A 21,456-nucleotide genomic window follows, 5' to 3' on the forward strand; every position below is an offset into this window, starting at 1 on the left:
TTCCACGCCTCCGCGCTGACCCAGCTCGGTGGCGAGCCGCAGGGCATCCACCGCTCGATGATCTGATTCTTCGAAAAGGACTGGTAGAGAACATGACCGACATCCGATCCCTCGGGTATCTCCGGGTCCAGTCGCGGGACCTGCCGCGCTGGCGCGAGCTGGTGGTCGACGGCCTCGGCATGGCCGTCGGATCGGGCCCGGAGGAGGACGGGCTGTACCTGCGGGTCGACGAGCGCACGTCGCGGCTGCAGGTGCTGCCCGGCGACGTGGACAAGGTCCTCGCCGTCGGCTGGGAGGTCCGGGACCAGTTCGCCCTGCAGGCGGTGCGCGAGCAGGTCGAGAAGGCCGGTGTCGAGGTGCGGGAATTGACGCAGGACGAGGCGGATCACCGCCGCGTCGAGCGGGCGATCACGTTCACCGACCCGGCCGGCACCGTGCTCGAGGTGTTCTTCGGGCCGGTTCTCGACCACAGCCCGATCGTCACCCCGCACGGCGGACGGTTCGTGACCGGCCCCCAGGGGCTCGGGCACGTCGTGTTGCCGACACCGTTCTTCGAGAAGACGTTCGACTTCTACACCGAGGTGCTCGGGTTCCTGCCGCGCGGCGCGATCCGTCTCGGCGGCCTCGACGCCCCCGGCCCGGCCCGCCGGGTGCGGTTCCTGGGTGTCAACCAGCGGCACCACAGCCTGGCGATCTGCCCGGCGCCGCCGACCGACGCGCCCGGCCTGGTGCACCTGATGATGGAGGTCGACACCCTCGACGCCGTCGGCCAGGCTCTGGACCGGGTCAACAAGCTCGGCTTCTCGCTCTCCTCGACCCTCGGCCGGCACACGAACGACAAGATGGTCTCGTTCTACGTCCGGGCCCCCGGCGGCTGGGACCTCGAGTTCGGCACCGAGGGCATGCTGGTGGACGAGAGCCACTTCACGGCGGAGGAGATCACCGCGGACAGCTACTGGGGCCACGACTGGTCCGGCTCCGAGCCTCTCGCGGCGTTCACCCCGCAGGTCTGACCGAAGGCCGCACCACCGCCGGATGCGGCGGCCGCTCACGAGGCGGCCGCCGCATTCGACGTTTCCGGCCCACCCGCGCCGGTCGGGACGCCTATCGTGGACTGACGAGTGCCCACCGTCCCACGGAGGTCGTCGATGTCCAGCTTCCCGGCCACGGACCCGCGTCCCGACTTCAGCGGCCTGCTCGCGGTGTACGTCAACTGCACGTTGAAACGCTCACCTGAGCGAAGTCACACCCAGGGACTGATCGACCGCAGCGTCGGGTTGATGCGGGACGCCGGGGTCGCGGTCGACCAGATCCGGGCCGTCGACCACGACATCGCCACCGGGGTGTACCCCGACATGACCGAGCACGGCTGGGAGAGCGACGAGTGGCCCAGGCTGTTCCAACGCATCCTGGCCGCGGACATCCTGGTGCTCGCCGGTCCGATCTGGTTGGGCGACAACAGTTCCGTGATGAAGCGAGTGATCGAACGGTTGTACGGATGCTCGGCGATCCTCAACGACAAGGGACAGTACGCGTACTACGGCCGTGTCGGCGGTGCCCTGTTCACCGGCAACGAGGACGGCATCAAGCACTGCGCGATGAACGTGCTCTACAGCCTGCAGCACCTCGGGTACACGATTCCGCCGCAGGCCGATGCCGGATGGATCGGCGAGGCCGGTCCGGGACCGTCCTACCTCGACGAGGGCTCCGGTGGCCCGGACAACGACTTCACCAACCGCAACACCACCTTCATGACGTACAACCTCATGCACCTGGCCGCAATGCTCAAGGCGGCGGGCGGAATTCCCGCCCACGGCAACCAGCGTTCGCTGTGGGACGCGGGCTGTCATCCGAGCTTCCCGAACCCCGACTACCGCTGATCCGACTTGCGCGGGGAAGACTCGCTCGGCATTCTGGGGGGAGCGTCGCGTGCCGGTGGCGGACTGCGTCAGGCATGGAGGCGTCGTACCTGAGGGGTTCCTTCGTGACCATCTCGTTCAACCACACCATCGTCGCAGCGCGGGACAAGCAGCGCTCGGCCACCTTCCTCACCACGCTGTTCGGACTGCCGGATCCCGTTCCGGCGGGCCACTTCCTGTCCGTGACACTGGCGAACGGCGTCACTCTCGACTACGCGCAGCCACCGGGAGACGCGGACATCGCGCGGCAGCACTATGCGTTCCTCGTGTCGGAGGACGATTTCGACGCCATCTACGGCCGGATTCGTGCGAAGGGCCGCGACCACTGGGCGGATCCGCGGCAGAGCAGGCCGGGCGAGTTCAACACCAACGACGGCGGCCGCGGGGTGTACTTCTTGGATCCGGACGGGCATTACCTGGAGATTCTCACCCGGCCGTACGGGTCCGGGGGATAGGAGACCGCGAATCCGTTGCCGTGCGGTCCCAACTCGCGCGGCAACGGGTTCGCGCTCGTCACGCCGGGCACGCCACCGTTGATCATCACGACATCGACGTCCTTGTCCGCGAAGAACTCCGGGACTTCTCCGATCGTGGACCGGCGGGGGTGTCCTCCCTCGGGTCGACACCCCCCGAGCGCCGAGAGCGCCGGACTGGGATCGTGTTGTCCTTCGGCGGAAGAACTTTGACGCCGACGTCACGTCGCAGGGCGGGAGACGCCACGGTGAGCCGGACGAGGGTCGGTCCTGTGCTCTTCGCCGACGAGGAGGCGCCGATCGGCTGTGGCCGCGACCTGGAGGTCGCGGCCACAGCCGATCGGGTCGAGACGGGGGTCAGGAGCGGTTCAGCAGCTTGCGCATGGTCTCGGCGGCGCCCTTGACGAGCCGGTCGCGCGGGAACCCGGCGCGCTTCCGGGCGCCTTCGTAGTTGCCGCCGGCGACCCAGACCGGGCCGTCGGTGATGTGCTCGAGGCCTTCCCGGGCGGCGTCCTCGGGTTCCTGGACGATCATGCCGGGGACGTCGAAGTTCAGGCCGGCGCGGATCATGGCGGGCGTGCGGGTGACACCGAGAACCAGCTCGACCACGTGCACACCGTACGGCTCGAGTTCGAGCCACAGGCTCTCCGCGAACACCCGGCTGAACGCCTTCGACGCCGCGTAGATGCTCTGGTGCTCGGAGCCCATGTAGCCGGCCAGCGAGCCGAGCAGCACGATGCCACCGCGGCCGCGGTCCTTCATCAGCCCGCCGAAGTGATGCGAGAGCTCCAGCTGCCGGGTGATGTTCAGGTCGATCACGCCACGGAAGCCGTCGAGGTCGCCGGTGACGAACTCGTGGCCGTAGGAGTTGGCGCCGGCGTTGAAGATCAGCAGCCCGACCTCGATGTCGTCGGTCACGGCCCGGATCTGCGCGAGCGCATCCTCGACGAGCAGGTCGAGGGACAGCGTGCGGACCTCGACGCCGTGCGACCGCACCTTCGCGGCGGTCTCCTCGAGTGGGCCGGGCTTGCGGGCGATCAGGACGAGGTTGACGCCCGCGGCGGCGAGCTCGTCCGCGAAGGCGGATCCGACGCCCTCGGAGCCGCCGGCGATGACGGCCCACGGGCCGTACTGGGTGATGTCGATCATCGGTGATCCTCTCCCTCGAGGGGGTCAGTGGGCGACTGTCGGCCCGGGCACGGGTTCTTCGTTGGTGATCGGGAGCCGGCCGTGTCGAGCCGCCCGATCGATGGTGGCGCTCAACGCTTCGCAGCGGGGTACGGGAGCTCCGGGACGGCCCTCCCTGCCGGTCCACTCGTGGATCTCCCGGCATCGCTCCCGCGCCTCGGCGTCCCACTGCACGGCGGTGTGCTCCCAGCTGTGCTTGAGGACCCGCACGCGCGCGCCGCAGGTGTCACACTCCAGCGGTTGCATTCTCCCGCGCCTTCTCTGCGAGGTTCTGGTCGACTTCCTTCTGCCAGGCGGCGACCGCCTTGGTGGTGTCCATCTCGTGCTCGAACCGGTCGACCATGTCCGGCGTGACGTCGGCGACGTCGACGTAGAACTGCTCGTACCAGCGTCGCAGCTGGTAGACCGGGCCGTCCTCCTCGCAGAGCAGCGGGTTCTCGATGCGGGTCTTGTTCTTCCAGATCGCGATGTCCTGCTCGAAGCCCTTCGCGATGAACGTGCCGAAGTTCTTCGCCATCTCGGCGGCGGCGTCGCCGGTGAACTTGTCGGACTTCTTGACGATGATCCCGTACATCAGGACGAACTTGTCCGGCGAGACCGGGTAGTGGCAGTTGATCAGGACGGACTCGACGTCGTACCCCTCGTACCGGTAGGTGAGGTCGTCGATCATGAACGACGGCCCGAAGTACGAGGCGTCGGATCGGCTGCCCAGCATCTTCGGCGTTCCTGCCGCGTGCGGGCGGGCGTCCTCACGCGCCTGACCGCGCATGAACTGGCTGGCGACCTGCCCCTCGAAGACGTTCTTGAAGTACGTCGGGAAGGAGTAGTGCACGTAGAAGAAGTGCGCCATGTCGACGATGTTGTCGACGATCTCGCGGCAGTTGGTGTCGACCTCGGTGGTGTACCAGACCCAGTCGGACCACTCGTCGCTCAGCGCGCCCTCGATGCGCGGGATGTACATGTCCGCGTCGGTCGGCGCGTTGCCCTCGGGGTCGTGCCAGACGTACAGCAGCCCGTCCTGCTCGAGGGTGGTCCAGGCACGGGTACGGGCCAGCGGCGGCACCCGACGCGCATAGGGGATGGAGGTGCACTTGCCCTTGCCGCCCCAGCGCCAGTCGTGGAACGGGCACGCCACCGAATCGCCCTTGACGGTGCCCTGGCTCAGGTCGCCGCCCATGTGCCGGCAGTACGAGTCGAGGATGTTGAGCGCGCCTTCGCTGTCCTGGAACACCACCAGCTTGGTGCCGAACGCCTCGATGCCGTGCGGCGTGCCGTCGGCGAAGTCCTTCGCGAGCCCGAGGCAGTGCCAGCCTCGGGCGAACCTCGTGGGCGCGACGCCGGCGTCGATGACGCGGACTTCGTCGGACTGCGTGCGTGTCACGGGCTCATCCTTCCGTTCGGGCGGTGCCGCCACCGGACGGCACGATCACTTCGGGCGACGCTAACGACGCCGGTCAGAGGGCATCGGCGACGTCTCACTGGCCGGGACCGTGGGATCCGGCGCACGCTGCGGTCCGTGTCCGCGAGCCGATAGCATCGGAACAATGGAGAACGTGGTACTCGGCCGGGTGCGGGAGTTGCTGCCCACCATCGCTGAACGTGCGCGCGAGACGGAACTGGCCCGCCGGGTACCGGACGAGGTGATCCGGTCGCTGATCGAGGCCGGCGTGTTCCGGATGCTCCAGCCGGCCCGGCACGGGGGTCTCGAGTCCGACCCGGTGCACTTCTTCGAGACGGTCCGTGCGATTTCCGCGGAGTGCGGGTCCACCGGATGGGTCACGGCCGTGCTCGGTGTGCATCCGTGGCACCTCGCCCTGTTCGACGACACCGCGCAGGCCGAGGTGTGGGGGGAGGACCCCGACACGCTGATCGCGTCGTCGTACTCCCCGGTCGGGACGATGGTCCGCGTCGACGGCGGCTACGAGCTGATGGGGTGTTGGCGGTTCTCGTCGGGTGTCGACCACTGCGGCTGGGCGCTGCTCGGCGGGCTGCTCGTGGACGAACGCGGCGACGCGGTCGACACGACCACGCTGCTGGTGCCCCGGTCGGACTACCAGATCCGCGACGTCTGGGACAGCGTCGGTCTGCGCGGCACCGGCAGCAACGAAATCGTCGTCGAGCGCGCCTTCGTGCCCGACCACCGGGTGATGCACAACTACGAGTTCTCCCAGTTGCGGGGGCCCGGGCAGAAGGTGAACACCGGTCCGCTGTACCGGATTCCGTTTGCCACCGTGTTCAGCTCCGCGATCGCCGCCCCGGTGCTCGGGGTGGTGGCGGGCTGCTACGAGGAGTTCCTGACGCGGATGCGGTCCCGGGTGCGACTCAGCCTCGGCGGCGGCCGCTTCGTCGAGGACGCGTTCGCGCAGGTCACGGTCGGTCGGGCGTCGTCCGAGATCGACGCCTCGATCCTGCAGATGGATCGCAACGTGCGTGCGCTGATGGAGGCGGCGACGGCCGGCAACGAGATCCCGATGCAGATGCGGCTGCGGGCGCGCCGCGATCAGGTGATGGGCACGGAACGTGCGCTCGATGCGATCGACAAGTTGTTCAAGATCTCCGGCGGCGCCTCCCTCGACACCGGCAACCCGATCGAACGGGGATGGCGGGACGCTCACGCGGGCGGCGCGCACGTGGCCAACGACACCGAACGTGCCCTCGCCCTCTACGGCCGTGGCGCGTTCGGGCTACCGGTCGAGGACAACATGATCTGAGCGCGGTGCGACCAGGAGCGACGTCCGTTGCCCGACAAGAGAATCGATGATCTCGTCACGGTCGGCGTCGGCGGCCGGGGGGTCGACTCGCCGGACACCGCGTCAGCTCTCGGGAACGCTCGTCGGCTCCGCCGTGGTCGCGAACCTGCGGGCCAGGTTCGGTTCGGTCGACGGTCCCGGCGACCAGGACGCGATCCACGGCCCCGTGCCCTCGCTCTGGTCGAGTACCCCGGTTTCGAGCCACGTGTACTCGCCGCCGAGGACGTTCGACGCGAGCCGGTGGTCGATCTCGTCGGTGTTCTCCCACAGTCCGGCGAACAGGCGGTCGATGCGCAGCCGCGACTGCTGGCAGAACACGTCGGCGAGTTCGAGCGCACCCGCGCCCCGGGCCGGGTCGGTGGTGCGTTCGTGTTCCGCGCGCACGCACGCCGCCGACATCGCGAACAGTTCGGCGGCGATGTCGACGATCCGGCCGAGGAACACCTGATGCTTCTCCATGCCGGCCTGCCAGCGGGCCATGCCGTAGAACGTGGACCGCGCGAGTTTGCGGGCGTTGCGTTCGACGAACCGCAGATGTGTTGCCAGGGCGTCGAATTCGCCGTACGAGTTGGGCAGCTGTCCCTTGCCCGAGACCAGGTGCGGCAGCCACTTCGCGTAGAACCCGCTGGCGCCGACCGCCGCCTTCGCCTTGTGCTGCAGGTCCGCGTGGGGGTCCGCAAGGTCTCCCGCGGCGGTCAGGTGTGCGTCGACGGCCTCCCGCGCGATCAGCAGCCGCATGATCTCGCTCGAACCCTCGAAGATCCGATTGATCCGCAGGTCGCGCAGCATCTGTTCGGCCGGTACCGCCCGTTCGCCGCGCGCGGCCAGCGACGCCGCGGTCTCGTAGCCGCGGCCGCCGCGGATCTGGATCAGCTCGTCGGCGATGCGGCACGCCATCTCGCTGGCCCACAGCTTCGCCAGCGCGGCCTCGATGCGGATGTCGTTGCGTCCCTCGTCGGCCATCTGGCTCGACAGCTCCAGTACGGCCTCGAGGGCGAACGTGGTTGCCGCGATGAACGAGACCTTCGCCGCGACCGCACCGTGCTCACCGACCGGCCGCCCCCACTGCACGCGCTCCGCCGACCACTCGCGGGCGATCTTCAGCGCCCACTTGCCTGCCGCGGTGCACATCGCCGGCAACGCGAGGCGGCCCGCGTTCAGCGTGGTCAGGGCGATCTTCAGGCCCTCACCCTCGCGTCCGATCAGATTCTCGGCCGGGACTCGCACCCGGTGCAGTCGCGTGACGCCGTTCTCGATGCCGCGCAGGCCCATGAAGGAGTTGCGGTGTTCGACCGTGATGCCGGGGGAGTCGGCCTCGACGACGAACGCGCTGATGCCGCCGGGGTGCCCATCGCTCTTCGGCACCCGGGCCATCACGACCAGCAGCTCGGCGACCACGCCGTTCGTGGTCCACAGCTTGACGCCGTCGAGCTCGTAGGCGGCACCGTCCTCGACGGGTGTCGCGGTCGACGCCATCCGTGCCGGGTCGGACCCGACGTCGGGTTCGGTGAGCAGGAACGCGGACAGTGCACCTTTCGCGCAGCGGGGCAGGAACTCTCGCTTCTGTTCCGCGGTGCCGGCGAGTTTGAGGGGTTCGGGGACGCCGATCGACTGGTGGGCGGACAGCAGTGCGCCGATGCTCGGGTGGACCGAGCCGACGAGCATCAACACCCGGTTGTACGCGACCTGCGAGAGTCCGAGCCCGCCGTACTCCTCGGGGATCTTCAGTCCGAAGCAGCCGAGCTCGGCGAACCCGCGGACGTACTCGTCGGGGATCCGCGCGTCGCGCTCGATCACCGATCCGTCGAGGTCCGCGCAGTACTCGCGAAGTTTCACGAGAAACCGTTCGGTCCGCTCGGCGTCCTCCGGTGCCGGTCGTGGATACGGGTGGACCAGGTCGAGGCGGAATCGGCCGAGGAAGAGTTCCTTGGCGAACGAGGGCTTCTCCCAGCCGCTCTCGCGGGCCTCCTCGGCGACCTCGCGTGCCTGTTCCTCGCTGACCTGAGCCGGTGACACCATGATCCGCCTCCTCGACGGGCGACACTCATCAAGCTACTCGCGAGTATTCCCCTCGCGGCGCTCGCGCGAAACCCCCTGTCGAGGTCGGTCACCGCGGCGACGTGCCGATCGGGCCGCGCGGACGCGGTGTCACGCGGCGTACTGCAGGCGCAGTTGCTCGAGGGCGGCGACGATCGCCGAGGGCTCCCCGGCGGGCAGGAGCGGCAACCGGACGTCCGGGGTCGGGATGCGTCCCTGGGCGTGGAGGACGGCCTTGACGACGGTCGGGTTCGGTTCGGACATGAGCCTGCAGACGAGGGGGACCAGTCGTTGCCCGAGGGTTCGGGCCTGCGCCGGCGTTCCGTTGCGCCACAACCGAAACAGTTCGGCGAGTTCGGGTGTGCAGACGTTTGCGGTGGCCGCGATCGCGCCCGCGGCGCCCATCGCCAGCAGCGGCGAGACGAGCGCGTCCTCGCCCGCGAGCACCGAGAACGTGTCGGCGGCCTGCGAGAGCAGCAACGCGGTGTCGGTGTCCACGGCGCCGACCGCCTGCTTGACCCCGACGATTCGCGGATGCTCCGACAGGCGCAGGACGGACTCCCAGCCCAGGTGCTGGCCGGTGCGGTACGGAATGTTGTACAGAACCAATGGACGGGGACTGCGGTCCGCGACGTGCTCGAAATGCGCAACGACCCCGGCCTCGGACGGGCGGGTGTAGTACGGGACCACGGCCAGGACGGCTGCGACATCGGCCTGCCGGTCCACCTCGTCGATGGCGCGCACCGTGTCGGCGGTGCTGTTGGAGCCCGCACCGACCAGCAGCGGAACACCGCGTTCGCCGCACACCCTGCTGCAGATCCGCAGCACGTCCCGACGTTCCTGTGGGCTCAACGTGGCCGGCTCCGCGGTGGTCCCGAGCGCGACGATGCCGGCCGCGCCCTCGTCGATCACGGTGTGCGCGAGCCGTTCCAGGTGGGTGGCCGCGAGTTCGCCGCTGTCGGTGAAGGGCGTGACCAGTGGGACGTGAATTCCGGTGAGGTGGAGTGTCATGTGCCCAGTCTCGGCGCCGCCACCATCAAGATCCAGTTACGGTCTCTGGGTTTGCTCGTAAGATGAACTGATGCTCGATGTGCGCAAGCTCCGGCTTCTCCGCGAACTCGCCCGCCGGGGAACCATCGCGGCGGTCGCGGAGGCGCTCGCGTACACGCCGTCGGCGGTGTCACAGCAGCTCGCGGCGCTCGAGCGCGAGGCGGGTCGGCCGCTGTTGACGCGCACCGGGCGCCGGGTGGATCTGACGCCGGCCGGGGTCGTGCTCGTCGAGCACGCCGAGGTGGTTCTCGCGGACCTGGAACGGGCCGCGGCGGCCCTGGCCGCGAGCGAGTCGGGCCTGTCGGGGTCGGTTCGCCTGGGGGCATTTCCCACCGCACTGCCCACCCTCGTCCTGCCCGCGCTGCTGGAACTCGGTCGCGCCGAACCGGACCTGGAGTTGACGGTGACGGAGGTCGACCCCGCCGACGTCCCCGACCTGCTGCGCAGCGGCCGGCTCGACGTCGCGCTCGTGCACGAGTACGACAACGTCCCCTCGACGATGGGCCCGGGCGTCGAACTCGAGCCGCTCCTCGACGAGGTGGTGTTCCTGGCCACCCCGGAGGCGTCGACGACGTCCGGCGCCGCCGTGATCCGCAGTCATGCCGCGAGCCCGTGGATCGTCGGCAATCCCGGCACCCTCTGCCACACGATGACCGTACGCACCTGCCAGTCCCACGGCTTCGAGCCGCGTGTGGCCCATCGCATCGACGACTTCGCGACGGTACTGCGGCTGGTCGCCGCAGGGGCCGGTGTCGCTCTGGTGCCCCAGCTCGGTGCGACCGACGTCCCGGCGGGGGTGGTGCTGACCGCCCTGCCGATCGGGCGACGCACCCGGATCGCCTACCGGCGGGGTAGTCGGTCTCGGCCGGCGTTCGCCGCGGTCGGTTCCGAACTGCATTGCGCGGCAACAAGGATTCGGGACGCCGTGGCGGGTCTGCCGAGCCAGCCGTGAGGCGGCACCCTCGTTCGAGAATCCCGGTTCCCGCAGTCGCCGCGGATCACCCGTGGATCGCGCGGGACCTGGTGTCGGACGGCAGCTCGCCGTACTGCCTGCGGTAGGCCGCCGCGAATCGGGACAGGTGCACGAATCCCCAGCGGTACGCGACCTCGGTCACCGGCACCGACGAGCCGGGATCGGCGTCGAGCAGGTCCCGGCGGACGCGTGCGAGCCGCAGCGACTGCAGGTACCGGCCGGGCGAGGTGCCCAGGCCCTCCTGGAACGCGCGCTGGAGGGAGCGCACGCTGACCCCAACGTGCCGGGCGATCTCGCCGATGGTGAGCGGCTCGGTGAGGTGTGCTTCGCAGAAGTCGATCGCCTCCCGCAATTCGCGTCGGTGGACCTGCGGTCGCCCCGGCTCGGCCAGCGCCGCCGAGTAGCTGTGCGGCTGCGCCAGCAGCAGCCCGGTCAGCACCATGTCCTGCCAGGTCGCGGCGGCGAGCGGGTGCCGGCTGAGGCCGTCGGCCTGGTCCAGGTCCCGCAGCAGCAACCGCAGCGACGACGTCCACGTCGACAGTCGGGGCGAGGTCAGGTCCATCGGCAGGTCGAAGGTCAGCGGGGCGTGCGGTGGACGTCCGAGCAGGGCCTCGAGCCGCCGATCGAGCGCCCGGGGGTCGATCCGCAGGTGTATCTGTCGGTAGTCGGCGTCCATCTGCATTCGTGCTCGCATGCGTGGCGACAGCACCGCGCCCCGCCCGTCGCCCACCCACGCGCGATCGTCGCCGGCGGTGAGCCGGTTCGTTCCCGACACCGCCAGCATCAGGTCGTAGTAGTCGATCCGTTCGAGGATGTCGACGTCCATGCCCACGCCCTGCTCGAGGTAGACGAACCGGAGGTCGCCGAGCCCGGCGACCCGCACGTGTCCGTCGAACGGCGCCGCCCCGGTGTCGCTGCGTCGGATGCTGTGGGTGCTGAGCAACTCCGATGCGCGGCTGCGGAATTCGTCGATGTCCGCGGTGCTGAGGGCGTCGTGGTTCGCCAGCGGGCCCGCCGGCGCCGGTGCGCCGTCCCGCTGTTCCCGGATGTCGGTATATGCACTCTCGCCCACGTCAACCTCGGTCAACCCGTGACCACTGGAGACTCCAGGCTATCCCAGCCCGTCCGGGGTTCCCGGATCCCGTGGCGCGATCCGGCTGATCGCGGCGCGATCCGGATAGCGACGCAGATCACACCCTCCTACCGTCCTTGCGCATCGGGTACCGGAACCACAGGTGGCCCACGGGTAGCAAGGAGTCGTTGTGTCCACGGATTTCGATGTCGCAGTGGTCGGGTACGGGCCGACCGGCCTCGTTCTCGCCTCGCTTCTCGGCCGGTGCGGGCACCGGGTCGCGGTGTTCGAGCGTTGGCCGGATCTGTACGGACTGCCACGACTGACCCACATCGACGGCGAGACCGCGCGCATCATCCAGGCGGCGGGCGACGTCGAGTTCGCACTGCGGGATGCCTCGCCGAAGCAGGTCTACGAGTGGCGTGGCTGCGACGGCGAATTGCTGATCGAGGTCGACTGGTCGGGACGGTCCAGCGGGTTCGCCGCCCACTACTCGATGTACCAGCCCGACATCGAGTCGGCGATCGACCAGCGCGCCCGCACCTACCCGAACGTCGAGATCAACCAGGCTGTCGGCGTGGTGGCGCTGGAGCAGGAGGGTGACCACGTTGCCCTCGTGGTGCGGCCGTGGTCGCGGGACCGGGACGAGCAGTGGTCCAGTGGTGCCGCCGACCGGACGATCACCGCCCGGTACGTCGTCGGTGCCGACGGCGCGAACAGTTTCGTTCGCAACGCGCTCGGCATCGAACGCTCCGACCTCGGCGTCGACGACCGTTGGCTGAACATCGACACCGAGTGTCTGCGCCCACTCGGTCCCGACTTCGAGGTCACCCGGCAGTACTGCGATCCCGGGCATCCGAACATGTTCATGCCGATCGGCGTCAGCCGCCAGCGCTTCGAGCTCGCGGTCCTGCCCGGCGACGACGTCGAGCGGATGGAGACCCCCGAGTTCGCGTGGGAGTGGTTCCGCGGCCGTCACGGACTGGGCCCGGACGACATCCGCATCCTGCGGCAGATCGTCTACACGTTCTCCGCCCGCAGCGCCGAGACCTGGCGCCGCGGCCGGGTACTGCTCGCCGGCGACGCCGCCCACACCATGCCTCCCTACATGGGGCAGGGGGCCTGTTCGGGGATGCGGGACGGCATCACCCTGGCCTGGAAGCTGGATCTCGTGCTGTCGGGGCGGGCCACCGCGGACCTGCTCGACACCTACGAGTCCGAGCGCCGCCCTCACGTCGAGGTGATCCAGCAGTGCGCCGTCGAGTTGGGCCGGGTCGCGAACCTGAAGGACCCGGAGGCGGCCGCCGCCCGGGACGAGGCGTTCCGGCGCGGCGAGGTCCCGCCGCTGCCGCCGTTCCCGACGATCACGACCGGGGTCGTTGCTGCCGGCCCGGACGGATCACCGCGTCCGCCTGCGGGAACCCTGTCACCGCAGGGGGTCGTCTCCGCAGCCGGTCGGCGGGGCCGCTTCGACGACGTGCTCGGCTGGGGATTCGTGGTGGTCGCGACCCGTGACCCCCGATCGGTGCTCGACGCCGACCAGCGGGCGTTCCTCGACGAACTGGGCGCCGTCGTCGTCACCACCGAGCCGGGCGGACCCGCCTCCTTCGACGATGTCGACGGAACCTACGCGGACTACCTGGCGGCCCACGGCATCGAGGCGTACATCGCCCGCCCGGACTTCCATCTCTACGGCGCGGGGACGCTGACCGAACTGCCTGCGCTCGTCGATGCCCTGCGGGCCGACCTTTGCTTCGTGGACGCCCCGGCGCGACGGGCCGAGGTGACCGCATGACCGCCATGGGCGACACGCTGTCGGCGGAGTCCGCCGCGCACTGGCGGGCGATGCCGGCGACCCGGCTGCTCGACGGGGGCATGATCCACGCGGATGTCGTTCTGCTGCAACGCGCGACCGAGGCGGGTGAGCGCTGGGAGGTGGCCGCCGAACGGCTCGGCCGTCATCGGCTCGAGCTCGCCGATGCGGCGGTCACCGCCGGGCACCGGGTGACCGCGCTGCGCTCCTGTCGCGCGGCGGCCGGAGACTTCCTGTTCGCGCAGATGTCGATCAACTTCGACACCGACCGTAAGAAGGCGCTGTACGAGGCGTTCGTCGGCGCCGTCGCGGCCGCGGCGCGGATGACGCCCGCAACGATGCGCCGGGTCGAGCTTCCGTTCGAGGGGGGCGCGCTGGTGGGCTGGCACGTGCGGCCCGACCGCGTTCCCGAGGCCGGGACGGTGATCGTGTTCGGGGGCCAGAGCGGTTGGGGTGCAACTTATCTGCGTTATGCAGACGCACTCGCAGCGCGAGGCCTGGCCACGATCCTGGCCGAGGGTCCTGGGCAGGGGGAGACTCGGCTGCGGTACGGGATCCACCTCGACGTCGACATCGCGGCCGCCTACGGAGTATTCGTGCGGTACGCACGCGAGCAGACCGGCGGCCCGGTCGGTCTGTGGGGCAACAGTGTCGGTGGTCTGTTCGCCGCGCTCACCGCGGCGCGGAATCCGGATGTCGCGGCCTGCTGCGTCAACGGCGCGTTCGCAGCGCCGCGGCTGTTGCCCTTCCGCACCTTCGGCGAGCAGGCCGCGGCGATGCTGGGCACGACCGATGCGGCCGCCGTCACGGCAAACTTCGACCGCCTGCGTTTCGACCCGTCCGTGGACCGGATCCGGTGCCCGCTGCTGGTGCTGCACGGCGGGGCGGACCCGCTCGTCGAGCTCGCCGACCAGCAGCCGTTCCTCGACGGCGCCGACGGCGACGCGAGCCTGCGCGTGTGGGAGGACGGCGAGCACACCCTCTACAACCACGCCGACGAACGCAACGACCTCGTTGCGGACTGGTTCGCCGAGCGGCTCGCGGGGCCCGCGCCCGCAACCGCTGAATCGTGAGAAGGATGCACATGTTCGATTTCGAGCACGAGAGCCTGCCGCAGCGGGTGCGTTTCGGCTCGGGCCGCGCCGCCACGATGCTCACCGACGAGGTCGGGCGGCTGGGCGCCGGCCGAGTGATGGTCGTGGCGTCACCCGCGGAGGCCGCGCGCACGCGGGACGTCACCGCCTCCCTGCCGGTCGTGCACCGGCACGAGGAGGTGGTGATGCACGTGCCTGCGGAGGTGGCCGAGCGAGCCCGCGCCGCCGCGGCCGTGAGCTCGGCCGACGTCGTGGTCAGCATCGGAGGCGGCTCGGCCACCGGTCTGGCCAAGGCGATCGCCCTGACCAGCGGGCTGCCGATCGTGGCGGTGCCGACCACCTACGCGGGCTCCGAGGCCACCACCGTGTGGGGCCTGACCGAGGCCGGCCGCAAGAGCACAGGGGTGGACGCCCGGGTGCTGCCGCGCGCGGTGATCTACGACGCGGAACTGACCCTCTCGCTGCCGGTGCCCCTCAGCGTGTCGTCCGGATTGAATGCGCTGGCGCACTGCATCGATGCGATGTGGGGACCGCGCACGGATCCGATCGACCGGGCCCTGGCACAGGAGGGGATCACCGCCCTTCGGACCGGCCTGCCGCAGGTGGTTTCGGATCCGCGGGGTCTGAGCGGGCGCGAGCACGTGCTGTACGCGGCGTACCTGTCTGCGGTGGCTTTCTCCTCGGCAGGGTCGGGGCTGCACCACAAGATCTGTCACGTCCTCGGTGGCGCGTTCGACCTGCCGCATGCGCAGACGCACGCGATCGTGCTGCCGTACGTGCTCGCGTTCAACGCGCCGGCGGACCCGGAGGCGGAACGTCGGATCGCGGCCGCCCTCGACGCGCCGACCGCGCTCGGGGGGCTGCAGCGTCTGCGACACCGGATCGGTGCACCGCAGGCACTGTGCGACATCGGATTCGACGGATCCGACATCGGTGAGGCGGTCGAGGCCATCACAGCGGTGCTGCCGGCCGGCAACCCACGCCCGGTCACGGCCCACGACCTGACCCGGCTGTTGCACGCGGCGTGGCGCGGTACCGACGCCCGGACGATCACGAGCGAAAGGGAGATCCAGTGATGACCGAACCCGGCACGACGCCGACGACTGCCACGGTCCCGCCGGAGCAGCGGGCGGTCGAAGACGCACTCGTGGCCGAGGTCGTCGCCTCGTTCGACGGAACCCCGGATCCGCGGCTGCGGACGGTGATGCGGTCGCTGACCCGGCACCTGCACGCGTTCATCCGGGACGTACGGCTCACCGAGGAGGAGTGGAACACCGCGATCGAGTTCCTGACCGCAGTCGGTCACATCACCGACGACACACGGCAGGAGTTCATCTTGCTCTCCGATGTTCTCGGTGCATCCATGCAGACGATCGCCGTCAACAACCGGGCGTACCGCAGTGCCACCGAGGCGACGGTGTTCGGCCCGTTCTTCGTCGACGACGCACCGCGGATCCCGCTCGGCGGCGACATCGCCGGCGGCGCGGTCGGCGAGCCCTGCTGGGTCGAGGGCACCGTCACCGACATCGACGGCGAGCCGGTGCCGGGCGCGCGGATCGAGGTGTGGGAGTGCGACGAGGACGGACACTACGACGTCCAGTACGCGGACGGCCGCGTCGGAGGTCGGGCGCACCTGTACACCGACGCCGAGGGGCGCTACCGCTTCTGGGGGCTGACGCCGGTGCCCTACCCGATCCCCCACGACGGGCCGGTCGGCGCCCTGCTCGCGGCGGTGCGCCGATCGCCCATGCGCGCGTCCCATCTGCACTTCATGGTCGCTGCCGAGAACCTGCGGACCCTCGTCACCCACATCTTCGTCGCGGGGGACGATCTGCTCGCCCGCGACAGCGTGTTCGGGGTGAAGGACTCGCTGGTCAAGGACTTCGTGCGGCAGCCTGCGGACAGTCCCACCCCGGGCGGGCGCGACCTCGGCGGGATCGCCTGGTCCCGAGTGCGTTTCGACATCGTTCTCGCACCGGCCGGCATCTGAACGAGCCGCCGGCCCCACCGATCGGCACACCCGTACGGGCATGCCGGGACAAGGAATTGCCCATGAGCGACCCAGTCCGTGACCCGGCCGGGATCACCCTGACGAGCGCCGAGATCTTCGCTGCGCACCGAGGGGGGAAGCTGGCGATCGCGCCGACGGCACCCCTCGAGGACCGGCGCGATCTGTCGATCGCGTACACCCCGGGCGTGGCGGAGGTCAGCCGCGCCATCCACGCCGACCCGCGAGCGGCGGGCGCCTACACCTGGGCCGGTCGTCTCGTCGCGGTCGTCAGCGACGGCACCGCGGTCCTGGGTCTCGGTGACATCGGCGCGGCCGCATCCCTGCCGGTGATGGAGGGCAAGGCCGCGCTGTTCAAGAGGTTCGCCGACCTCGACGCCATCCCGCTCGTCGTCGACACCACGGATGTCGACGAGATCGTCGAAACCCTTGTGCGCCTGCGTCCCAGCTTCGGTGCCGTCAATCTCGAGGATGTCTCGGCCCCGCGGTGTTTCGAGCTCGAGGCCCGCCTCGTCGAGGCGCTGGACGTGCCGGTCATGCACGACGACCAGCACGGAACGGCGGTGGTCGTGCTCGCCGCCCTCACCAACGCCGCCGCCGTGGTAGGCCGTGAGCTCGCCGGGCTCACCGTGGTGGTGTCGGGGGCCGGGGCGGCCGGTATCGCCGTGGCCGAGATCCTGCTCGCGGCGGGCATCGTCGACGTCACGGTGCTGGATTCGCGGGGCATCCTGCACACCGGCCGCGACGACCTGACCGAGGCCAAGGCCGCCTGCGCGGCCCGCACCAATCCCCGCGGGCGCACCGGCACCCTCGCCCACGCGCTCGACGGCGCCGACGTGTTCGTCGGCGTGTCCTCGGGTACCGTGCCCGCGGAGCACCTGGCCCTGATGTCCGAGGACGCGATCGTCTTCGCGTTGTCGAACCCCGATCCCGAGATCCACCCCGACGTCGCCCGCGCGCACGCCCGGGTGGTCGCGACCGGCCGCAGCGACTTCCCGAATCAGATCAACAACGTGCTGGCTTTCCCCGGGATCTTCCGCGGCGCCCTCGACGCCGGGGCCACCCGGATCACGCCGGCGATGAAGCTGGCCGCGTCCCGGGCGATCGCCGAGCTCGCGTCGGAACGGCTGGCGCCGAACCACATCGTCCCGAGCCCGCTCGACGAGCGGGTCGCGCCCGCGGTCGCCGCAGCGGTGGCGACCGCCGCGGTCCAGGGCCCCGTCACGGGGTCGTGACGACACCGCCGCGCTGCCGGCGCCGGTCCGCGCGCTGCCGCCCGGCGGGCGATCACCTGTTCTTCGCCCCGGAGTCGGAGTCCGGTTGGACGCCGACCGAGGTGCTCGAGGAGGCCGAGACTGTCCCGGCCGACTTCTGGAACCGCGACGACGCGCTGAGCCCCAAACAGCTCGTCCGACCGGAACCACAGCCGACGATGATCAGCCCAGGCCGGCCACTCGAATGAGTCCAGGCGCCCACCCCGAACCGTGGATCAGAGGAACTTCGGTCGAGCTTCGGGACGGAATGGGTGCCCGGGACCAGCGGTCGGTCCTGCTCTGGTCCGGTGCGTCGAGTGTCGGAAATTGCGAGTACGGCGGTGGAGAGCAGACGCGACCGATGGTTCCGCGCAGGCCCGTGGATTGGTCACTGCGGTGACACACCTCAGGAGGTGGTGAGACGGCCGGGGGCGCACGCAGTCCCTCGGAACGTCGACAAAGCAGACCGTGACCCATCAGAGTGGAAGCCGGGAGTTCTCGAACCAAGGAGGCCGGTCATGGCGTTCTATCGACAGCTCGGCAGTGTCCCGCCGAAGCGTCACACCCAGCACCGCGACGAGAACGGCCGGCTCTATTTCGAGGAGCTGATGGGTGAGGAGGGCTTCACCTCCGATTCGTCGTTGCTCTACCACCGCCGCATCCCGTCGGCGATCGTCGACTCGACCGTGTGGGAACTGCCCGATCAGAGCACCACCCCCAACCACCCGCTCAAGCCGCGGCATCTCCGGCTGCACGACCTGTTCCCCGAACGGATCTGGCCCGACACCGACATCGTCACCGGCCGAAGGCTGATCCTGGGCAACGCCGACGTTCGTATCTCCTACGTGGTCGCGTCGAAGGAATCGCCGTTGTGCCGCAACGCGATCGGCGATGAGATCGTGTACCTCGAGTCCGGTGAGGCGATCGTCGAGACCGTCTTCGGCACACTGCGCGCGCGACAGGGCGACTACGTCCTGCTTCCGATGTCGACCACGCACCGTTGGCTTCCCCAGGGTTCGGAACCGGTGCGCGCATACGCAATCGAGGCCAACAGTCACATCACCCCGCCGAAGAGGTACCTCTCCCGGTTCGGTCAGCTGCTCGAGCACGCGCCCTACTGCGAGCGTGACCTGCACGGGCCCACCGAGCCGTTCGTCGTGGAGGGCTCCGACGTCGAGGTGCTGGTCAAGCACCGCACCTCCCACGGCATCGTCGGCACCCGCATGGTGTACCCGACCCATCCGTTCGACGTCGTCGGCTGGGACGGCTGCCTGTACCCGTACACCTTCAACATCTCCGACCACGAGCCGATCACCGGACGCGTGCACCAGCCGCCGCCGGCGCACCAGGCGTTCGAGGGCGCGGGCTTCGTGATCTGCAACTTCGTGCCCCGCAAGGTCGACTACCACCCGCTGTCGATTCCGGTGCCGTACTACCACTCGAACGTGGACTCCGACGAAATCCTGTTCTACTGCGGCGGCGACTACGAGGCGCGCAGGGGCTCCGGGATCGGCCAGGGCTCGGTCTCGATCCATCCCGGCGGCCACGCGCACGGCCCGCAGCCGGGCGCCTACGAGCGCAGCATCGGTGTCGAGTTCTTCGACGAGCTGGCTGTCATGGTCGACACCTTCCGGCCGCTCGAACTCGGCGAGGGTGCCCTCGCCTGCGAGGATCACGCCTACGCGTGGACCTGGGCGGGACGCGGACCGGGGGAGGGGTCGGCGCAGTGAGTGCGATCTCGCCGCTGTTCGTCGGGCTCTGCGACGACGCCGCGCTGTTCCCGCCCGGCAACGCCCCGCTCGAGGACGCGGTACCTGCGCACTTCGCACACGAGGACGGTGGGCACGCCGATCTGGTCGGGCCGTTCGTCCTTCCCGCGGACAGAGTGGCCGAGCTGCCCGCCGTGCTCGCCGACGGCGACCGTCGCACGCTCCGGCTGAGCCTGACCGTGCCGGGCGGCACCGACGCGGTGCCGGCGGCACTCGGCCGGCTGGGCGCGATCGACGGCGTGTGCCTGGTGTCCCTGGAGATCGCCGTGCCGATCGACCAGTCCGTCCCGGACCTCGTCGCCGCGTTGCGCGAGATCGACTCGGCCGCACCGGGAGTGGATATCTATATCGAGGTCCCGAGGGGCGGTCGCCGGGCCGAGATTCTCGCCGGCCTGTCCGGCACCGACCACCGGGCGAAGTTCCGCACCGGTGGAGTCGTCGCGGACGCGTACCCGGACGAAGCGGAACTGGCCGCGGCGATCGAGACGGTCGTGTCGCTGGGTGTCCCGTTCAAGGCGACGGCGGGGCTGCACCATGCGGTACGGAACACCGATCCCGACACGGGATTCGAGCAGCACGGCTTCCTCAACCTGATGGTGGCCACCCACCAGGCCGGTGCGGGGGCGGGCGTCGAGGACCTCGCCGCTGTGCTCGCGGACCGTGACGGCAGGCGGCTGGCCGCCGCCCTCCGCGCGCTGCCCGCCGACGCGGTGGCCGCGCTGCGTGCCCGCTTCCGGTCGTACGGAACGTGCAGCATCGCGGACCCGCTCGCGGACCTGACCGCACTCGGCCTGGTGTCCGCCACCGATTCGGCCGCCGCACGTGAAGGAACCCGCGCATGACCGCCCTTTCGATCCCCGGCGATTCGCTGTTCGGCATCGACAACCTGCCCTACGGTGTGTTCTCCACCGCCGGAACGGATCCGCGAGTCGGTGTCCGTGTCGGTGACCACGTCGTCGATCTCGCGAAGCTGCTCGGCGAGGACGTCTTCGCGCAGCCGACGCTGAACTCCTTCATGGCGCAGGGGCGCCGGCGGTGGGCCGCGGTGCGCGCACGGATCACCGAACTCGTCGGGGGCGAGATCGCCGCCGAGGCGGTGGTCGCGGTCGACGACGTGACGATGCACCTGCCGATCGCGGTCGCCGACTACGTCGACTTCTACGCCTCGGAGAACCACGCCACCAACCTCGGCCGCCTGTTCCGCCCCGATTCGGAGCCGCTGATGCCGAACTGGAAGTACCTGCCGGTCGGGTACCACGGCCGGTCCAGCACGGTCGTGGTCTCGGGCACCGACATCGTGCGCCCGCGCGGCCAGCGGAAGGCCCCCGCCGACGCGGCCCCGACGTTCGGTCCGTCCGTTCGTCTCGACATCGAGGCCGAGCTGGGCTTCGTCGTCGGTGTCGGGTCGCCGATGGGGTCCTCGATCACCCCGGACGAGTTCGCGGAACACTGCTTCGGCGTGGTGATCCTCAACGACTGGTCCGCGCGTGACATCCAGGCGTGGGAGTACGTGCCGCTGGGCCCGAACCTCGGCAAGAGCTTCGCCACCTCGATCTCGCCGTGGGTGGTTCCGCTCGCGGCGCTCGAGGCGGCCCGTATCGACACGCCGGTGCAGGACCCGACCCCGCTGGCGTACCTGCGGGGCGAGGAGAAGTGGGGCCTGGACGTCGAGCTCGAGGTCGAGTGGAACGGGCAGGTCGTCACTCGGCCGCCGTACGGCCGGATGTACTGGTCACCGGCGCAGATGCTCGCGCACACCACGGCCAACGGAGCCGCTGCCAGCACCGGCGACCTGTTCGGGTCCGGCACCGTCTCCGGTCCGGAGCAGAACCAGCGCGGGGCGTTCATCGAATTGACATGGGGCGGAGCCGAACCCGTCACCGTGGCAGGCGAGCGACGCACGTTCCTCGAGGACGGCGACGAGGTCGCGATCTCCGCGACGGCGCCGGGACCGAACGGTACCCGCATCGGCTTCGGCGAGGTACGCGGCCGCATCCTGCCGGCCGTGATGCCGGGCTGATCGTGGAATCGGCTGCGGGACAACGGAGAACGGCCCC

At 70.1% G+C, this 21,456-nt stretch carries 18 protein-coding genes; 13 read left to right on the plus strand and 5 right to left on the minus strand.

Annotated features, from left to right (window positions below):
- Positions 1-92 precede the first annotated feature (92 nt).
- The 3 genes from ABD951_RS15550 to ABD951_RS15560 all read left to right on the plus strand — a co-directional run bounded on the left by ABD951_RS15550 (position 93) and on the right by ABD951_RS15560 (position 2,374).
- Positions 93-1,013, plus strand: a complete 921-nt coding sequence (locus ABD951_RS15550) for a VOC family protein (protein ID WP_345346503.1) — start codon at positions 93-95, stop codon at positions 1,011-1,013.
- Between the two features lie 135 nt (positions 1,014-1,148).
- On the plus strand, positions 1,149-1,880 hold the full coding sequence (locus ABD951_RS15555) for a flavodoxin family protein (RefSeq protein WP_345346506.1): 732 nt from the start codon (positions 1,149-1,151) through the stop codon (positions 1,878-1,880).
- A gap of 104 nt (positions 1,881-1,984) precedes the next feature.
- Positions 1,985-2,374, plus strand: coding sequence for a VOC family protein (locus ABD951_RS15560; RefSeq protein ID WP_345346509.1), 390 nt, complete (start codon positions 1,985-1,987; stop codon positions 2,372-2,374).
- A gap of 375 nt (positions 2,375-2,749) precedes the next feature.
- On the opposite strand, the gene ABD951_RS15565 is transcribed toward ABD951_RS15560, so the two are convergent.
- On the minus strand, positions 2,750-3,541 hold the full coding sequence (locus tag ABD951_RS15565; protein ID WP_345346511.1) for an SDR family NAD(P)-dependent oxidoreductase: 792 nt from the start codon (positions 3,539-3,541) through the stop codon (positions 2,750-2,752).
- Positions 3,542-3,806: 265 nt separating this feature from the next.
- A complete protein-coding gene (locus ABD951_RS15575; RefSeq protein ID WP_345346517.1) occupies positions 3,807-4,961 on the minus strand; it encodes a 3-ketosteroid-9-alpha-monooxygenase, oxygenase component in 1,155 nt (384 codons plus the stop codon).
- 163 nt (positions 4,962-5,124) lie between these two features.
- Here ABD951_RS15575 and hsaA point away from each other — a divergent pair, with 163 nt between their 5' ends.
- Complete coding sequence (gene hsaA, locus ABD951_RS15580; protein ID WP_345346520.1) at positions 5,125-6,291, plus strand: 3-hydroxy-9,10-secoandrosta-1,3,5(10)-triene-9,17-dione monooxygenase oxygenase subunit; 1,167 nt, start codon at positions 5,125-5,127, stop codon at positions 6,289-6,291.
- Positions 6,292-6,393: 102 nt separating this feature from the next.
- Here the strand turns inward: hsaA and ABD951_RS15585 are convergent, their stop codons facing one another.
- Both ABD951_RS15585 and dapA read right to left on the minus strand, forming a co-directional pair.
- Entirely contained in the window at positions 6,394-8,349 is a 1,956-nt protein-coding gene (locus tag ABD951_RS15585; protein ID WP_345346523.1) for an acyl-CoA dehydrogenase family protein, read from the minus strand.
- A gap of 129 nt (positions 8,350-8,478) precedes the next feature.
- Positions 8,479-9,378 (minus strand): 4-hydroxy-tetrahydrodipicolinate synthase, encoded by a 900-nt coding sequence (gene dapA / locus ABD951_RS15590; protein ID WP_345346526.1) that lies wholly within the window; start codon positions 9,376-9,378, stop codon positions 8,479-8,481.
- Between the two features lie 70 nt (positions 9,379-9,448).
- On the opposite strand from dapA, the gene ABD951_RS15595 reads away from it, so the two are divergent.
- Positions 9,449-10,369, plus strand: a complete 921-nt coding sequence (locus ABD951_RS15595) for a LysR family transcriptional regulator (RefSeq protein ID WP_345346529.1) — start codon at positions 9,449-9,451, stop codon at positions 10,367-10,369.
- 46 nt (positions 10,370-10,415) lie between these two features.
- On the opposite strand, the gene ABD951_RS15600 is transcribed toward ABD951_RS15595, so the two are convergent.
- Complete coding sequence (locus ABD951_RS15600) at positions 10,416-11,462, minus strand: helix-turn-helix transcriptional regulator (protein ID WP_345346532.1); 1,047 nt, start codon at positions 11,460-11,462, stop codon at positions 10,416-10,418.
- Between the two features lie 190 nt (positions 11,463-11,652).
- On the opposite strand from ABD951_RS15600, the gene mhpA reads away from it, so the two are divergent.
- The 8 genes from mhpA to fahA all read left to right on the plus strand — a co-directional run bounded on the left by mhpA (position 11,653) and on the right by fahA (position 21,419).
- On the plus strand, positions 11,653-13,257 hold the full coding sequence (gene mhpA, locus ABD951_RS15605; protein ID WP_345346535.1) for a bifunctional 3-(3-hydroxy-phenyl)propionate/3-hydroxycinnamic acid hydroxylase MhpA: 1,605 nt from the start codon (positions 11,653-11,655) through the stop codon (positions 13,255-13,257).
- Entirely contained in the window at positions 13,254-14,348 is a 1,095-nt protein-coding gene (locus ABD951_RS15610) for an alpha/beta hydrolase (protein WP_345346538.1), read from the plus strand. Before mhpA ends, ABD951_RS15610 begins: the two co-directional genes overlap by 4 nt.
- Before the next feature lie 11 nt (positions 14,349-14,359).
- Complete coding sequence (locus ABD951_RS15615) at positions 14,360-15,445, plus strand: maleylacetate reductase (protein WP_345346541.1); 1,086 nt, start codon at positions 14,360-14,362, stop codon at positions 15,443-15,445.
- Complete coding sequence (locus ABD951_RS15620; protein WP_345346544.1) at positions 15,445-16,359, plus strand: dioxygenase family protein; 915 nt, start codon at positions 15,445-15,447, stop codon at positions 16,357-16,359. The genes ABD951_RS15615 and ABD951_RS15620 overlap by 1 nt, the downstream gene beginning before the upstream one ends.
- Positions 16,360-16,421: 62 nt before the next feature.
- Positions 16,422-17,612, plus strand: coding sequence for an NAD(P)-dependent malic enzyme (locus ABD951_RS15625; protein WP_345346547.1), 1,191 nt, complete (start codon positions 16,422-16,424; stop codon positions 17,610-17,612).
- Between the two features lie 536 nt (positions 17,613-18,148).
- Positions 18,149-19,360, plus strand: a complete 1,212-nt coding sequence (locus ABD951_RS15630) for a homogentisate 1,2-dioxygenase (protein ID WP_345346549.1) — start codon at positions 18,149-18,151, stop codon at positions 19,358-19,360.
- Positions 19,357-20,241 carry a hypothetical protein gene (locus ABD951_RS15635; protein WP_345346552.1) on the plus strand — a complete coding sequence of 295 codons (885 nt, stop codon included), beginning with the start codon at positions 19,357-19,359 and terminating at the stop codon, positions 20,239-20,241. The genes ABD951_RS15630 and ABD951_RS15635 overlap by 4 nt, the downstream gene beginning before the upstream one ends.
- Positions 20,238-21,419 (plus strand): fumarylacetoacetase, encoded by a 1,182-nt coding sequence (gene fahA, locus ABD951_RS15640; RefSeq protein ID WP_345346555.1) that lies wholly within the window; start codon positions 20,238-20,240, stop codon positions 21,417-21,419. The genes ABD951_RS15635 and fahA overlap by 4 nt, the downstream gene beginning before the upstream one ends.
- Positions 21,420-21,456: the final 37 nt, after the last annotated feature.

The sequence above is a fragment of the Rhodococcus olei genome (assembly GCF_039540555.1).
GTDB lineage: Bacteria > Actinomycetota > Actinomycetes > Mycobacteriales > Mycobacteriaceae > Rhodococcus_G > Rhodococcus_G olei.